This window comes from Bradyrhizobium genomosp. I (2014) (genome assembly GCF_000261685.1).
Lineage (GTDB): Bacteria > Pseudomonadota > Alphaproteobacteria > Rhizobiales > Xanthobacteraceae > Bradyrhizobium.
The window spans coordinates 1-14,774 of the sequence record NZ_AJQE01000302.1 but is presented as its reverse complement, the minus strand read 5'-3'; the positions used below and the strand labels follow the sequence as shown (position 1 = coordinate 14,774).

12 protein-coding genes and 1 tRNA gene are annotated in these 14,774 nt (G+C 65.5%); all 13 read right to left on the bottom strand.

The window, feature by feature from the left end; all coding sequences use genetic code 11:
• Nucleotides 1-306: 306 nt before the first annotated feature.
• Nucleotides 307-396, bottom strand: a tRNA-Ser gene (locus IC50_RS28045).
• Nucleotides 397-585: 189 nt separating this feature from the next.
• Entirely contained in the window at nt 586-801 is a 216-nt protein-coding gene (locus tag IC50_RS28040) for a hypothetical protein (protein WP_035712371.1), read from the bottom strand.
• A gap of 912 nt (nt 802-1,713) precedes the next feature.
• Nucleotides 1,714-2,037 carry a hypothetical protein gene (locus IC50_RS28035; protein WP_035712366.1) on the bottom strand — a complete coding sequence of 108 codons (324 nt, stop codon included), beginning with the start codon at nt 2,035-2,037 and terminating at the stop codon, nt 1,714-1,716.
• A 324-nt stretch (nt 2,038-2,361) separates the two neighbouring features.
• Nucleotides 2,362-2,622, bottom strand: a complete 261-nt coding sequence (locus tag IC50_RS28030) for a hypothetical protein (RefSeq protein WP_244429668.1) — start codon at nt 2,620-2,622, stop codon at nt 2,362-2,364.
• A gap of 425 nt (nt 2,623-3,047) precedes the next feature.
• Nucleotides 3,048-4,898 carry a dihydroxy-acid dehydratase gene (gene ilvD, locus IC50_RS28025; RefSeq protein WP_035712361.1) on the bottom strand — a complete coding sequence of 617 codons (1,851 nt, stop codon included), beginning with the start codon at nt 4,896-4,898 and terminating at the stop codon, nt 3,048-3,050.
• A gap of 276 nt (nt 4,899-5,174) precedes the next feature.
• A complete protein-coding gene (locus IC50_RS28020) occupies nt 5,175-6,137 on the bottom strand; it encodes an ABC transporter permease (protein WP_085973991.1) in 963 nt (320 codons plus the stop codon).
• On the bottom strand, nt 6,134-7,063 hold the full coding sequence (locus IC50_RS28015; protein ID WP_035712358.1) for an ABC transporter permease: 930 nt from the start codon (nt 7,061-7,063) through the stop codon (nt 6,134-6,136). Before IC50_RS28015 ends, IC50_RS28020 begins: the two co-directional genes overlap by 4 nt.
• The gene (locus tag IC50_RS28010; RefSeq protein ID WP_035712357.1) at nt 7,063-8,049 is read right to left on the bottom strand and encodes an ABC transporter ATP-binding protein; all 987 of its coding nucleotides are present in this window, start codon (nt 8,047-8,049) and stop codon (nt 7,063-7,065) included. Before IC50_RS28010 ends, IC50_RS28015 begins: the two co-directional genes overlap by 1 nt.
• Complete coding sequence (locus IC50_RS28005) at nt 8,046-9,029, bottom strand: ABC transporter ATP-binding protein (protein ID WP_035712355.1); 984 nt, start codon at nt 9,027-9,029, stop codon at nt 8,046-8,048. Before IC50_RS28005 ends, IC50_RS28010 begins: the two co-directional genes overlap by 4 nt.
• 1 nt (nt 9,030) lies before the next feature.
• Nucleotides 9,031-10,668, bottom strand: a complete 1,638-nt coding sequence (locus IC50_RS28000; RefSeq protein ID WP_035712367.1) for an ABC transporter substrate-binding protein — start codon at nt 10,666-10,668, stop codon at nt 9,031-9,033.
• A gap of 31 nt (nt 10,669-10,699) precedes the next feature.
• On the bottom strand, nt 10,700-11,515 hold the full coding sequence (locus IC50_RS27995) for a sugar phosphate isomerase/epimerase family protein (protein ID WP_035712353.1): 816 nt from the start codon (nt 11,513-11,515) through the stop codon (nt 10,700-10,702).
• Nucleotides 11,516-12,069: 554 nt separating this feature from the next.
• A complete protein-coding gene (locus IC50_RS27990) occupies nt 12,070-12,453 on the bottom strand; it encodes a GrlR family regulatory protein (protein ID WP_035712351.1) in 384 nt (127 codons plus the stop codon).
• Nucleotides 12,454-12,491: 38 nt separating this feature from the next.
• Nucleotides 12,492-14,525, bottom strand: coding sequence for an NAD(+) synthase (locus IC50_RS27985; RefSeq protein WP_035712349.1), 2,034 nt, complete (start codon nt 14,523-14,525; stop codon nt 12,492-12,494).
• Between the last annotated feature and the right edge of the window lie 249 nt (nt 14,526-14,774).

The following is a 14,774-nucleotide window of genomic DNA, read 5'->3' as shown; positions in this document are numbered from 1 at the left end:
GCTACACCACTCCTTGGGACACGATCGGCGGCGCTTTGGCCCGCATTCTGCGCCGCTGCTCTGGGCGCCTCATTTTTCAGCTGCGTTGTCTTGGCGTCATTGCAGAGGAGGGACCGGGGACAGACATCGAGGCAACTCGAGCTGACTAAGGATGCGAAGTATCATGCTCTCAGGCTTCTCTCGCGCCGCGGGCTAATTGGTAGCTTTTCACCGTAGCTACTTCAGCAGAACCCGGGTCGCCCGTCGAAAAAGCAGAGCATTCAACGGTTTGGCCGCCGCGGTTTGGAGGAGCGGTGAACAATATACTGGCGGAAGGGGTGGGATTCGAACCCACGGTACCCTTGCGGGCACGCCGGTTTTCAAGACCGGTGCCTTAAACCACTCGGCCACCCTTCCGAGACTTGAAATTGCTGGGCTTTTCGTCGCTTTGCAGAGAACATCTCGACGACTCTGCTACCGCTTTGCCACCCAACGTCGTCGGTTCGCTTGTTTATGGCGGGTCGCATGGCGTCGTCAACCGCCGCGGCTGCCTCGCCCTGCATGTTCGGCATCAGGTGTCCAGTGAGATCGCGATGCCGGAGCGCCCTAACCGTCTTGGTACGAAATGCCGATGTCGTCGCAGATTAGAGCGAAGGCCTTTTTCGCTCTGTCATTGTCAAAACAGAAACGCGTGCCGATGTCGGCGCGGTCGGCATACCAATTCACCTCGTTTGCTTTTGCGACACGAGACGCTTCCCCGCGCAACAAATCCAGTTGCCGACCGGGAGGGGTACGAACAATCAAGCAAGTTTCGCTTTTCATCCTGCGCTCCATGTTAGGCGAAAGGCCGCAGCGAACGCCGCTGCGGCCTTTGACCGGAGGAGTATAAATTCGTGAAGTATGTTCCAGCCCCGGCGGCATGAGGTTTAGAAAGAATTCGCGGCATCGCAAATCACATCGGGGGGCATCGTACGGGAGCGGACCAACAAAGCGCGGCTCTGCACTCCTGTTCGACGAGAGCGGCCCCGGCTGGGCAATTGGGGGGGGCTTGAGGCCGGGGCCGCATTTGCCGGTTAACGGGGCGACCGGCGCTGAGACAACTCGCTTGTCGCCGCTACCGTTCCTCACATGGAAGGTGCACCACCGTACCAAGCACTCAGATAGTATTTCGATACCCCGTCAATGGCGGTCTGCGGCCTGTCTCGAAGTCAGGTCTGGCCTCGGCGCCCCGCCTGCCGCAAGCACGACAGACGAAGCGCGACGCGATATCCGATAGCCGCATGTCGTGCGGCCGGCAGTCGGCACCAAGTGCCGCGCTGTGGCTACACCGATAGTCGGCGCAGTAAGCCGGAACACTGCGGACACCCTGTCGCGCATCTGGCGAACGCAAATCCTCGAGCTCGCATGATGCGATCGAGGCGGAGCGCTGTCCGGAGTCAAATGGTCAATCGCTTGGGTTCAATAACGCGCACGAGCTACGGCCCGTCGCAGGTGTCGGAAGGCAGGAGACCGTCAGTTTCGCGGTGACGATCGCTTCTCAACCTCGTGCCGATAGCTCGCGGCCATCTCGAGCAGAGCCGCGCGAGTCAGTTCGTCGACCTGCTTCCCCCGCTCTTGGCAGTTCTCGAACCGTGCTAACGCCCCTGCCCCACCACCGCCTTGCCTTATGCGGTGCGCAAGAGAAAACGCGGCGCCCTGGAAAGCGCCGCGTCCAATCTTCGTCGTTGCGTCGGCTCAGTAGCCGCAGGATGCGCAGCCCATCTGCACCGGCGCGTAATAGGAATAGCCCGGCGAGACCATCTCGACGCGCTGGCGTGTGGCGTATTGCGGGGGGATGCGCTCGTACTGGACGCTCGGCGGCGCCACCATCACGGTCCGCGGCACCATCACGGTGCGGTATTGCGCCGGCGTGCGATGCGCGACCACGGAGCCCGGCGAGACCATGACGGTCTCGTCGACAGTGCGGTATTGCGGCGGAACGTATTGCTGCTGGTAGCAGGTCGTGCACGGCGGCGGTGCGTAGCAATTGTAGCAGCCGGCGAAGGCAGCGCCCGTCATGGAAATCGCGGCGACAGCCGTTGAGAAAACGACAGCGAGAGTACGAGACATTGTGGTGGTGCCCAAGTTGCCCGAAACGAATTTGCGAATGTGGCAGCAGTATACGCCGCAAGATCATGGCCTGCCGAAGTTCGTGGAGGCATCCTTAACGAGAGCAGCCATTTGCAGCCGGCCGGTAAGGACTCATTGACCAGGCGCGTTAACGCGCACGATGTGCATGCGCCCTGATGCGGCGCGTGCTGCATCAGCGATCGTTGCTGTGCACGACGGCATTCCGCCCGGGCGCCGTTGCGAAGCGTTCATTCGCCTCGGAGCGAGCCTGCTTCAGTGCCTCGCCGCCCTTTCCAGGAACTCCAGCAGCGAGGGATCCGTTTCGTTGAATTCGACAAAGCGGCGGCGCAACTCGTCTGCAATCTCCGCGGTGGCATCACGTGACCACCCCTCCGCGGTGTTGAAGGCGACGATGCGCGCGGGATGGAGGTATTGCCCCTCCACGAGATGTCTGAGCAGGGTCGCGCGATTGGCATCCTCCTCGGCAGTTTCGCACCAGGCACGGCCGAGCCGCCGGCCGAAATCATCGAGCACGAGATACACGTCCCGGTCTGTCGTAACTTGCGGTACGAGCGATGGAGAGGGACTCATGACTTGCTCCGCCACTGGCAATCCGGGCAGTTGCGGCCGCAATCGGCTACGGTGACTCGGCTCTGCCGGATCGAAAAATGGACTTCGATGATTTTTCAGGATCGCACAGTCAAATCATAAATAAAATATAAATAAATAAAATTAAATAGTGGAACGGTCTGAAATAATATACTAGATTGATAATGCCTGGCGGCGGAAGCCCGCGTCAGGCGCCCACTTCGCAAACGGCCCCCGCATTCACCCCGAATGCCCAAGCCCCAGAACGCGGGGGCCGTGTCTTTAGCAACAACCTGATGCGCGACAACGATGCATCCTCATCGCATCGCGCTTTTAGGTTCGATCCAGCCTATGGAGCGCCGGTCCGGCGCTCACCTCGAGCGCCGCTTCACCTCGCGCACCGCGCCGCGCGCGGCGCTGGTGGTGAGCGCGGCGTAAGCCTGCAGCGCGGTCGAGACGTTGCGCTTGCGGCTCTGCGGTTGCCAGGCGGCATCGCCCTTCGCCTCCTCCGCTGCGCGGCGCTTGGCGAGTTCCTCGTCGGAAACCTCGAGGCTGATGCTGCGGTTCGGAATGTCGATGGCGATAATGTCGCCGGTGCGCACGAGACCGATGTTGCCGCCCTCGGCGGCTTCCGGCGACAGGTGGCCGATCGACCGGCCGGACGAGCCGCCGGAGAAGCGGCCGTCGGTGACGAGCGCGCAAGCCTTTCCGAGGCCCATCGATTTCAGATAGCTGGTCGGATACAGCATCTCCTGCATGCCGGGGCCGCCGCGCGGGCCTTCATAGATGATGACCACGACCTCACCCGCGACGACCTTGCCGCCCAGAATGCCATCGACCGCTGCGTCCTGGCTTTCGAACACGCGCGCGGGGCCGGAGAATTTCAGGATCGAGGCGTCGACGCCGGCGGTCTTCACGATGCAGCCGTCCTGCGCGAGGTTGCCGTAGAGCACGGCGAGGCCGCCGTCCTTGCTGAACGCGTGCGCGAGATCGCGCACGACGCCCTTCTCGCGGTCGGCATCGAGCTCGTCGTAGCGCCGCTCCTGGCTGAAGGCGACCTGGGTCGGGATGCCGCCGGGCGAGGCGCGGTAGAAGGTGCGCACGGCCTCGCTCTTGCTGCGCTTGATGTCCCAGCGCTCCAGCGCGTCCGCCATCGTCGGCGCATGCACGGTCGAGACCGAGGTGTCGATCAGGCCCGCGCGGTCGAGCTCGCCCAGAATGCCCATGATGCCGCCGGCGCGGTGCACGTCCTCGACGTGCACGTCGGCCACTGAGGGCGCGACCTTGCAGAGCACGGGCACACGGCGCGACAGACGGTCGATGTCGCGCATGGTGAACGCCACCTGCCCTTCATGGGCCGCGGCCAGCAGGTGCAGCACGGTGTTGGTCGAGCCGCCCATCGCGATGTCGAGCGTCATCGCGTTCTCGAAGGCCTTGAAGTTGGCGATGTTGCGCGGGAGCACCGACGCATCGTCCTGCTCGTAGCAGCGGCGGACGAGATCGACGATGGTGTGTCCGGCCTCGACGAACAGGCGCTTGCGGTCGGCATGGGTTGCGACGACCGAGCCGTTGCCGGGCAGCGCAAGCCCAAGCGCTTCCGTCAGGCAGTTCATGGAGTTGGCGGTGAACATGCCCGAGCACGAGCCGCAGGTCGGGCATGCCGAGCGCTCGATCACCTTGACGTCGTCGTCGCTGACCTTGCTGTCGGCGGCCGCGACCATGGCGTCGATGAGATCGACGGCCTTGGTCTTGCCCTGGAGCTTGACCTTGCCGGCCTCCATCGGTCCGCCCGAAACGAACACGGCGGGGATGTTGAGCCGCAGCGCCGCCATCAGCATGCCCGGCGTGATCTTGTCGCAGTTGGAAATGCAGACGAGGCCGTCGGCGCAATGGGCGTTGGCCATGTACTCGACGCTGTCGGCGATCAGCTCGCGCGACGGCAGACTGTAGAGCATGCCGTCATGGCCCATGGCGATGCCGTCGTCGACCGCGATGGTGTTGAACTCTTTCGCGACGCCGCCGGCTTGCTCGATCTCGCGCGCCACCAGCTGGCCGAGATCCTTCAGATGAACGTGGCCCGGCACGAACTGGGTGAAGGAGTTGACGACCGCAATGATCGGCTTGCCGAAATCGGCGTCCTTCATGCCCGTCGCGCGCCAGAGGCCGCGGGCGCCCGCCATGTTACGGCCGTGGGTGGTGGTGCGGGAGCGATAGGCTGGCATGGCGGTTTCCGTCCTCGGGTTTGGCGGCCGGGCGGGAAAATATGGAAGCCGCCTCAGGCCTTTCCGGCCGGATAGCGCACGGGCTGGGCGCGCGCAACGGGAACTTGGACATGACAGGGCTCCCCTGCTCCCGGCGCGGGGTCCCTCACGTGCCCCGGACGCAGCGCAGCGTCTCTTCGACGGTGCGCTGCAGAGCCGGGGCCCACGTGGCTGCAAGTTTGTGGCCCTCTGGGTCCCGGCTCGCGCTCCGCGCGTCCGGGACACGAGATCAGCGGGCTATTGCAGCGTCGGATCGAGCCGGTCGCGCAGCCAGTCGCCGATGACGGAAACCGCCAGCGTGGTGACGACGATGGTGGTGGCCGGCGCCAGCATGATCCAGGGCGCCCGGGTGAGATATTCGCGGCCGTAGCCGACCATGTTGCCGAGGCTGGTCATCGGCGGCTGAACGCCCAGGCCGAGGAAGGACAGCCCGGATTCCATCAGGATGACCTCGGGGAAGACCAGCGTGGTCGAGACGATCAGGGTCGAGGCGATGTTGGGCAGGATGTGCCGGAGGTAGATCCGCGACGGCGTTGCGCCGAGCTGCCTGACGGCGGCGGCGTAGCCTTGCGCATTGGCGGAGATGGCGAGGCCGCGCGCGATGCGGGCATAGCGCTCCCAGCCGAACAGGCCCATCAGGCCGATCAAGAGCGGCAGCGAATTGCCGAAGAAGGCGAGCACCGCCAGCGCCATGATCAGGAACGGCATGCTGGCCTGGAAGTCGGATAGCATCAGCACCAGCTGCTCCACGGCCCCACGGAAATGTGCGGCGAGGAAGCCCAGCGTGGTGCCGACGATCGCCGAGATCGCGGTGGCGCCGAAGGCGATCAGCAGCGAGATGCGGATGGAAACGAGAAGCCGCGACAGCACGTCCCGGCCGAGCTCATCGGTGCCCAGCCAGTGTGCGGCATTGCCGGGCGCCGCCAGCCGGTTGCGCAGGTCGAGCTGGGTGAAGCCGTACGGCGCGATCTTCTCCGCGAACGCCGCGATCAGCAGCATCGCGATGATCCAGGCGGCCGCGAGCGCGACCGAGACCGGAATTGCCGGCAGGCTGATACGGCGACGAACGCTAGAGCCCCCTCCGTTCCGATGAAATCGGAACGGGGCTCTAGATTCTAGTTTTGACGCGTTTTCTTTCCGCGAACCGATATCCACTTCGCTTGAAAACGCTTCGGTGTCCTTCAGCGTCGCGTCGGTCATGCGTGGCCTTCTTTCGCGCGCAGCCGCGGGTCGAGGAAGCCGTAGAGGAAGTCGACGATCAGGTTGGACGTCACCATGGTCATCGCGACGAGCAGAAGGATGCATTGCACGACGGCAAGGTCGCGATTGGCGACGGCGACGACGAGCAGGCGCCCGACGCCCGGCCAGGAAAACACGCTCTCGACCACGACTGCGCCTGCAATCAGCGTCCCCACCATGAAGCCGAGAATGGTCACTGTCGGGATCGCCGCATTCGGCAGCGCATGCGACGTCACCACCTTGCGCCACGGCACGCCCTTGGCCGAGGCGGTGCGGATATAGGGCTGGCCCAGCACTTCCAGCATGGCGCTGCGGGTAAAGCGCGCCAGCACGGCGGCGCCGCCGAGGCTCAGCGTTGCGATCGGCAGGATGGCGTGGCGCCAGCTGTCCTGCCCGCCGGACGGCAGCCAGCCGAGCTGCACGGCGAAGACGAGCACCAGCAGCAGCGCGAGCACGAAGCTTGGCACGGTGAAGCCGGCCACCGCCGTCATCATCACGACGCGGTCGATCGCCGAGCCGCGATGCAGCGCGGCGTAGATGCCGGCGGGAATGCCGAGCGCGATCTTGAAGGCGAAGGCCGGCAGGGTCAGCGCCAGCGTCGCCGGAATCCGCTCCAGCACGAGCTCGATCGCGGGCCGTCCGTCGCGCATGGAGCGGCCGAGCTCGCCCTTGGCGATGGCGCCGAAATAGTCGAGATACTGAAACCAGATGGGGTCATCGAGGCCCCAGGCCTTGCGAAACGCCGCGAGCACCTCCGGCGGCGCCTCCGGTCCCAGGATCATCAGCGCGGGATCGCCGGAGAGGCGAAGCACGACGAAGGCGAAGGTGACGACAAGCACGATCGTCAGCGCCGCACGTCCGATCCGAATGGCGAAATAGCGTCCCATCACGCCGCGTCCCGCGTCGCGGCGCCCATGACGAGATGGCAGGCGACCTGCCTGTTGCCGCCGACGGCCGCGAGTATCGGCACCTCGCTCGCACAGCGCGCGACGGCGCGCGGACAGCGCGGGTGGAAGGCGCAGCCTTGCGGACGCGCGGCCGGGTTCGGCGGATCGCCCGACAGGACGATGCGGCCGGCGCTGCGGCGACCCGGCGCGGGCGACGCGGAGACCAGCGCCTGGGTGTAGGGATGCTCGGGCCGCGCGAACAGGTCGTCGGCGCTGCCGATCTCGACGATGCGGCCGAGATACATGACAGCAACGACATTGCTGATCTGCCTGACGACGCGCAGGTCGTGGCTGATGAACAGCAATGTCAGCGACAGCTGCGCCTGCAGATCGGCGAGCAAATTCACCACCTGCGCCTGGATCGAGACGTCGAGCGCGCTGACCGGCTCGTCGCAGACCAGGAAATCCGGCTTGGTCGCCAGCGCCCGCGCCAGCACGATCCGCTGGCGTTGCCCGCCGGACAGCGCGCCGGGATAGCGCGTACCGTGCGCCGGCGTCAGCTCGACGGCGCGCAGCAGCTCCCGAACGCGCTCCTCGCGCTCGGCCGGCGTGCCGACGCCGTGAATGTCCAGTGGCTCGCGAATCTGGGTGCCGACCGGCAAACGCCGGTCCAGCGCGCCAAGCGGATCCTGGAAGATCATCTGCATGCGTGCACGCTGTGCGCGCCAGGCGGTCGTCCCGGGAGCAGCCATCGGCTTGCCCTGGAAGCGCACTTCGCCGCGATCAGGCGGCTCGAGGCCGAGCACGATGCGACCCGTGGTCGACTTGCCCGAGCCGGACTCGCCGACGAGACCCAGCGTCTCGCCCTTGGCAATCGCGAGCGACACGCCGTCGACCGCATGAACGGCCGTGCTGCGGCCGAACATTCCGGAGCGCATCGCATAGCTGCGCGAGATCGCGGACGCCTCGACGAGCGGCGGACTCATTCGGCCGCGATCCCAAGCAGCGCGCGGCGCGACGCCTCGGCGCGGATGCAGGCCACGGCGCGGCCGTCCGCGATCGGCGCCAGGCTCGGAGCGGAGAGGCCGCACGGTTCGGCCGCCAGCGTGCAGCGCGGCGCGAAGGCGCAACCGCTTGGCATGTGCGCCGGATCGGGCACCGTCCCGGGAATCGCGGTGAGACGCCGCCGCGGTCCGTCGAGCGGCGGCAGCGCGCCGATGAGCCCTTGCGCATAGGGATGCACGGGATCGGCGAAGAGCTGGTTGCTGGGCGCCTCCTCGACGATGCGGCCGGCATACATCACCGCGACGCGGTCGCAGTTTTCCGCGACGACGCCGAGATCGTGGCTGATCAGCACCATCGCCATGCCGAGCTCGCGGCGGACCGTCGAGAGCAGCTCCAGGATCTGGGCCTGGATGGTGGCATCGAGTGCCGTGGTCGGCTCGTCCGCGATCAGGAGATCCGGATTTCCGGCCAGCGCCATTGCGATCATGATGCGCTGGATCTGGCCGCCGGAGAATTCGTGCGGATAGGCCTCGAGCCGCCGGCCTGCGTCTGGGATGCCGACGAGATCGAGCAGCCGCCGCGCTTCCGCCTTCACGGCATTGCCTTGGAGATCACGATGCAGTGCCAGTGCCTCGCAGAGTTGCTTGCGGATCGTCAGCACCGGGTTGAGCGCGCTCGCCGGATCCTGGAAGATCATGGCGACCCGCCCGCCCCGGACCTGGTCGAGCTCGGGCGCCGGCGCGCCGAGGATCTCGCGACCATCCAGCCGCACCGAGCCGGAGACCTGCGCATGCCGCGGCAGCAGGCCGAGCGCGGCGAGCCATGTGACCGACTTGCCCGACCCGGACTCGCCGACGAGGCCGAGGGCCTCGCCCTTCTGCAAGGCCAGATCGACGCCGCGCAGGACCGGCACGCCGCTGAAGGCGACGCTCAGGCCTGCGATGCTGATCAGCTGCGGCACCTCAGGCCTCGAAATTGCCGGCGCGGAAATCCATCGCGAAGGCGGGAGATGCCTTCCACTTGATCGATTTCGGCTTGGCGGTGAAGGTCGCATTCTGGTGCAGCACCGTGTAGGCGGGGTCTTCGCGCTCGGCGATCTCCAACATGCGGCGGAACGCCTTCTTGCGGGCCGCGCGGTCGGTCGAGGTCTCCAGGAATTCCGAGAGCTTGTTCAGCTCGACATTGGTCCATTCACCGATCTGCTGCTGCTGGCCGTTCGGCCCGTGCTGGGCGACCAGCGAGGACACGGGATCGTTGAATGCGGCCGAGTTCGACCAGTCGCGCACGGCGCGCGTGGGCCCGCGCTCCATGATCTGCGACCAGTTCTCCTTGGTCTCGATCTGGACGTTGAGGCCGACCGACTTCCACATCTCGACCAGGATTTGCGCGGTCGCGACCTGGTTGGTGTAGTAATTGTTGAGCAGGCGGTAGGGAATCGGATCGCCCTTGTAGTTGGCCTGCTTCAGCAGGTCCTGCGCGAGCTTTGGATCGTAGGCCGGCACGCTCCAATCGGCGTTGAACATGTCGCCGTAGAATTCCCACTGAAGACCCTTCGGCACGCGGGTGCGGCCGGCCCAGAGGCTGTCGACGATGGCCTGGCGGTCGATCGCATGGGTGAAGGCGCGCCTGACGAGCGGATTGGCGAGCTGTGCGTGGTTCTTGTCGAACACCGTCAGGCGGTGATTGAGGATGGTGCCGCCCTGCACTTCGAATGCGGCGTTCTTCTCGATGCCGGCGATCTGGTCCGGCGGAATGTCGCAGGCGAACTGGTATTCGCCCGACAGCAGGCCGTTGATACGGCTCGCGACCTCAGGGACTTCGAGGAAGCGAATGCGCTTGAGCGGCGGACGGCCGCCCCAATATTCGTCGTGGGATTCGAGCGTGAGCGAGACGTCGGGCTTGAGCTCGACGACCTTGTAGGGTCCGGTGGTAACAGGCTTGCGCGCCCAGTCGAGATAGCTCGCAGACTCCTCCCAGGCGCGGCGGTTCATGATGTCGGAGCCGTAGCGCGACAGCCGGCCCTCGATGGTGACGTCGGGCGTCGCGTTGTAGAAGCGCACGGTGTATTTGTCGACCGCATCGACACGCACGAGGTCAGGCCAGATCCGGCGCGCGACAGCCGGCACGTCAGGCGGCAGCTCCTTGCCCGGCCGCGGCGTCGGGATCTTCTCGAAGGCCTTGATGGTGGAGCGGTTCTTGGCCTCGGTCTCGCCGAACATGCGCTCGCGGCTGAAGGTGAAGACGACGTCTTCTGCCGTCAACTCGTCGCCATTGTGGAACTTGACGCCCTGGCGCAGCTTCACCTCGACGGTCTGGTCGTCGATGCGGCGCCATTCAGTGGCAAGGCCGGGCACGGCTTCGAGGCTGCCGCGCCAGTTCTTCGAGATCAGGCCTTCCCAGATCGAGGAGAAGAAGACACGCTCGCCGACATTGGACTGCTCGCGCAGCACGTCGAGCACGTTCGAGTTGGTGACCTTCTGCACGGCGATCGTGACCGACGGACGGTTGTCGCCTTGCGCGATCGCAAAACGCGGGAGAAGCAGCGTGCTTGCGGCAGCGCCGCCGGATTTCAGGATGGTGCGACGGGTGAGCTTGCTCATGATGGTGACCCTGCCCTTTTTGGGATGTCGGTTATTCGGCGAGCCCGAGCGCGGCGAGATGGGCTGCACCGGCGCGGACGTCGTCGTGGTTGCGGAGTTCGAGAATCAGCCTGGGATTTGAAGTCAGCCGGCCAAGTGCCCGGAACACGGCGACCCACGGGATATTGCCTTCGCCCGGCGCCCAGTGCCGGTCGGCGAAGCCATCGGTGTCCTGGAGGTGCACATGCGTCAGCATGTCGCCGGCGGTCTCGACATAGTAGTCGACCGGCGGCGCGCCGGTGGAGATGTGGGCGTAGTTGGCGTGCCCGGTGTCGAGCGAGACCCGGACCCTGCTGCTTTCGAGCGCCTTGGCGAGACGCACGCGGTCGCGCGGATCCTTGTCCTCGATGTTCTCGATGACGATCTCGCAGCCGATGGTTTCGGCGCGCGCGATCACCTCGGCGAGCGTCGCCTTGACGCGTTCGACGAGATTGCCGCGATTGTCCGGATAAAGATCGAGATTGTTGTGGTCCCAGGTCGTGAACGGCGAATGGATCACCATCTGCGTCGCGCCGAGGAACTCGGCGGCATCCAGCCCCTGCAGCAGGCGCTTGGTCACCGCCTGGCGGATCATCGGATCATGACTGTCGATCTTGAAGCCCCAGAACGGGCCGTGGATACCAAGCCGGCCGGTGTGACCGGCGAGCATCTGCTTGATTTCGCCGGCGGTTGCGCGCCAGTCGCTATCGAGCAGATCGGCGCGAAAGAAGTCCTGGATCTCGAGATCGCGCTGCCGCTCGAGAAGCCAATCGCGATGCGCGGGGATCGATTTGATGGACAATGCGGCGCCCAACACCGGCTTCGACATGGCTTGCTCCTTGGCCGTCAGCGATGACGGAGCAGCGCTAGACCAGTTCAATGACAGGCCCGTGAAATGCGAATTGCGACGTATCGATGAGGTGTGGACATCCTGCCGACCACGCGGCGCGGATCAGGCAACACGATCGCAGCCGATGCAAAAGCAACACATGGCAAGCGGTATCCATGTCCGTAGTGATCCGGAATGGAATCCTAACCGACCATCGCGTACATCGCGGGACATCGATCGGCGGCCACTTCCACGGGCATCACCCTCTGATCGCGCAACATGGGGTTGGGGGACCACATGGGGCGGGAGATTGAAGGCTGGGGCAAGGTGACGGGGTCCGGACTCCTAGGCACTCCGGACCTCGAAACTTTCGACATCGAACGCAAGCGCGCCGTCCGGCTGATTCAGCCGGGCGGCGCGTTGTCGTTCAACCATCGTCCTCGATCGAAACGATTTCGGGCGGGAGCCGATGTAGTCGCACCCGTGAGGGAATCGTCCGTGCGAAGGCTCCCGAGCGGGAACGTAGCCCTTCAAGTGAGCAGATCGGCTCGCGCTCACATCGCATTCTTGAGCGTCAGTCGCGCCCTGAACGTCACGCTGGTCTTGCCGACCAGTGCCATGCCTTCGACGTCGGCACCGCCGGGAAAATAATCGCCGGAAAAGCCGCAGGTGACCTCCCTGCCGCCGAACGCGAGCGTCCTGCCTATCGCTTCGGTGTGCTGGTTGACGGTCATGTCGCCACGCCACTTGCCGTTCCGGAACGTGTAGCTGCCGGTGTAGTAGAAATAGCTGTCGCCGCCCATGATGCGACCGTCGCAGAGCACGGCGACGCCCCTTGCCTGCCCACGCTTGCCGTCGCGCATCTCGATGTCGAAGATGTAGAGGCCGTTCGTGACCTTGGCCTCCTCACCCGTTTCCATCCCATCCCCGGCCGACATCAGATCGTCTCCCCAACAATGCCGATCCGCCGCGCCGATCAGTTCGGCACGTTGCGTTCGAGATCCTCGAGCCAGGCGGCCGCACTCGAATCCGACGGCGCGCGCCAGTCGCCGCGCGGCGACAGTGAGCCGCCGGCCGAGACCTTCGGCCCATTCGGCATGGCCGAACGCTTGAACTGGCTGAAGGCGAAGAAGCGGCGCAGGAACACTTCGAGCCAGCGGCGGATCTCCTTGAGGTCATAGGCCTTGCGCCGATCACCCGGAAACGCCGGCGGCCACTCGCCCCGGGCAACGTCCTTCCACGCCTGGAGCGCCATGAAGGCGATCTTGGATGGCCGCATGCCGAAGCGCAGCGTGTAGAACAGATTGAAGTCCTGGAGCTCGTAGGGCCCGACGGACGCTTCAGTGCTCTGCGGTTTCTCGCCGGGCTGCACCGGCACCAGCTCGGGCGAGATTTCGGCGGCCAGGATCGAGCCAAGCGTCCGGTTGACGTCGTCGCTGAACTGCTTGGATGAGATCACCCAGCGGATCAGATGCTGGATCAGCGTCTTCGGCACGCCGGCATTGACGTTGTAGTGCGCCATCTGGTCGCCGACACCATAGGTGCACCAGCCGAGCGCGAGCTCGGAGAGATCGCCGGTTCCGATGACGATGCCGCCGTGATGGTTGGCGAGCCGGAACAGATAATCCGTGCGAAGGCCCGCCTGCACGTTCTCGAAGGTGACATCGTAGACCTTCTCGCCCTTGCCGAAGGGATGGCCGATGTCTTTCAGCATCTGGGTTGCGGTGGTGCGGATGTCGAGCTCCTGCCAGCTCGTCCGCAACGCCTGCATCAGCGCCAGCGCATGGCTCTTGCTCTCGCTGCCGGTGGCGAAGCCCGGCATGGTGTAGGCCAGGACGTTATCGCGCGGCAGACCGAGCAGGTCGACCGCTTTGGCGGCGACGATCAATGCATGGGTGGAATCGAGGCCACCGGATACGCCGATCACGACGCGCTTGGTGCCCGTCGCGCGCATGCGCTGCACGAGGCCGGCGACCTGGATGTTGTAGGCCTCGTAGCAATCCTGCTCGAGCAGGCTCTCGTCGCTCGGCACGAACGGAAAGCGCTCGACCTTGCGCAGGAAGCCGATGTCGGCGGCTGGCGGCTTCAGCGCGAATGTCACGTTGCGGTAAAAGGCCTCGCGCTGCCGTCGGTTGTCGTCGAACGTTCCCATCAGCGCGCGTTCCTGCCTGAGCAGGTCGAGATCGACGTCGGCCAGCGTGATCTGCCCGCCCTGGCGGAACCGCTCGCCCTCGGCCAGCAGCACCCCGTTCTCGTAGATCGAGGTCTGGCCGTCCCAGGCGAGATCCGTGGTCGATTCCCCTGCCCCAGCGGCCGCATAGACGTAGGCCGCGAGACAGCGCGCCGACGTCGATTGGCACAGCAGCGCGCGCGAGCGCGCACGGCCGATCGTGATCGGGCTCCCCGAAAGATTGATCAGAACACTCGCACCCGCGAGCGCGAGCTCGGAGGCCGGCGTCACCGGGATCCACATGTCCTCGCAGATCTCGACGCCAATGGCGAGGCCCGGAACGTCCTCGGCCGCGAACAGGAGATCCACGCCGAACGGCGCATGCAGGCCGCCGAAGGCGATCGTTTCGCCGACGATGCCGGCGCCGGAGGCGAAATGCCGTCCCTCGTAGAACTCGCGGTAGGTCGGCAGGTAAGACTTCGGCACCACGCCGAGGACGTTGCCGCGATGAATGACGGCGGCGCAATTGTAGATGCGATGACCAAAGCGCAGCGGCGCCCCGACGATCAGGACCGTCAGCAGCCCCGCGGAGCCCTCAACGATCGCGGCGAGCCCGCGCTCGACCGCATCGAGTAGCGGATCCTGCTTCACCAGATCTTCGATCGCATAGCCGGACAGGCACAGCTCGGGAAACACGGCGACCGCCACCGACTGCTCGTGGCAGGCATCGGCCGCCGCCAGGACGGCCTTCGCGTTGGCCGTGGGATCGGCGACATGGGAGGTGGTGACGCAGGCCGCCACGCGCGCAAATCCGTGAGCGTAGATCGAATGGAAAGTCATCGAGCGCAGTACCCTCAAATCTCTTCGCTGCCGAAGCCGTCAGCTCCGGACCCTATGTAGCCCATCGACCGGGTGCCGTGCGAGCTATCCGCGGTCATGCATAACGGATTTGCAGGGCTGGCCTGCCCGGCGTTGGCAAGCTCAGGCAGTGCGGGCCAGCACGCCCGACAGATCGTCGCGCAGCCACTCCGCGATCCGGGGCCATGCATGCGCGTGGGTGCGCGCGCCCATGAACAGGCCGAGATGATT

Coding starts and splice junctions, on each gene's coding strand:
- IC50_RS28035 (WP_035712366.1), bottom strand. CDS start 2,037: ATGACGGGCGCTGCCTTCGCCGGCTGCTACAATTGCTACGCACCGCCG.
- IC50_RS28010 (WP_035712357.1), bottom strand. CDS start 8,049: ATGAGTCCGCCGCTCGTCGAGGCGTCCGCGATCTCGCGCAGCTATGCG.
- IC50_RS28015 (WP_035712358.1), bottom strand. CDS start 7,063: ATGGGACGCTATTTCGCCATTCGGATCGGACGTGCGGCGCTGACGATC.
- IC50_RS27990 (WP_035712351.1), bottom strand. CDS start 12,453: ATGTCGGCCGGGGATGGGATGGAAACGGGTGAGGAGGCCAAGGTCACG.
- ilvD (WP_035712361.1), bottom strand. CDS start 4,898: ATGCCAGCCTATCGCTCCCGCACCACCACCCACGGCCGTAACATGGCG.
- IC50_RS28020 (WP_085973991.1), bottom strand. CDS start 6,137: ATGACCGACGCGACGCTGAAGGACACCGAAGCGTTTTCAAGCGAAGTG.
- IC50_RS27985 (WP_035712349.1), bottom strand. CDS start 14,525: ATGACTTTCCATTCGATCTACGCTCACGGATTTGCGCGCGTGGCGGCC.
- IC50_RS28040 (WP_035712371.1), bottom strand. CDS start 801: ATGAAAAGCGAAACTTGCTTGATTGTTCGTACCCCTCCCGGTCGGCAA.
- IC50_RS28000 (WP_035712367.1), bottom strand. CDS start 10,668: ATGAGCAAGCTCACCCGTCGCACCATCCTGAAATCCGGCGGCGCTGCC.
- IC50_RS27995 (WP_035712353.1), bottom strand. CDS start 11,515: ATGTCGAAGCCGGTGTTGGGCGCCGCATTGTCCATCAAATCGATCCCC.